The sequence below is a fragment of the Shewanella sp. WXL01 genome (genome assembly GCF_012263345.1).
GTDB classification, from domain to species: domain Bacteria; phylum Pseudomonadota; class Gammaproteobacteria; order Enterobacterales; family Shewanellaceae; genus Shewanella; species Shewanella maritima.
In genome coordinates this window covers 1-688 of the sequence record NZ_JAAIKQ010000033.1, presented here as the reverse complement: position 1 = coordinate 688, position 688 = coordinate 1, and the positions used below count along the sequence as shown (strand labels likewise).

1 protein-coding gene is annotated in these 688 nt (G+C 50.1%); it reads left to right on the top strand.

Annotation, left to right across the window (positions count from 1 at the left end):
- Positions 1–688 (top strand): class A beta-lactamase (gene bla / locus G3R49_RS19945; protein WP_167870834.1); only part of this gene is annotated, 688 nt, incomplete at both ends.

Below are 688 nucleotides of genomic sequence, written 5' to 3'. Positions count from 1 at the left end.
TCGAACTGGATCTCAACAGCGGTAAAATCCTTGATAGTTTTCGCCCCGAAGAACGTTTTCCAATGATGAGCACTTTTAAAGTTCTGCTATGTGGCGCGGTATTATCCCGTGTTGACGCCGGGCAAGAGCAACTCGGTCGCCGCATACACTATTCTCAGAATGACTTGGTTGAGTACTCACCAGTCACAGAAAAGCATCTTACGGATGGCATGACAGTAAGAGAATTATGCAGTGCTGCCATAACCATGAGTGATAACACTGCGGCCAACTTACTTCTGACAACGATCGGAGGACCGAAGGAGCTAACCGCTTTTTTGCACAACATGGGGGATCATGTAACTCGCCTTGATCGTTGGGAACCGGAGCTGAATGAAGCCATACCAAACGACGAGCGTGACACCACGATGCCTGCAGCAATGGCAACAACGTTGCGCAAACTATTAACTGGCGAACTACTTACTCTAGCTTCCCGGCAACAATTAATAGACTGGATGGAGGCGGATAAAGTTGCAGGACCACTTCTGCGCTCGGCCCTTCCGGCTGGCTGGTTTATTGCTGATAAATCTGGAGCCGGTGAGCGTGGGTCTCGCGGTATCATTGCAGCACTGGGGCCAGATGGTAAGCCCTCCCGTATCGTAGTTATCTACACGACGGGGAGTCAGGCAACTATGGATGAACGAAATAGACA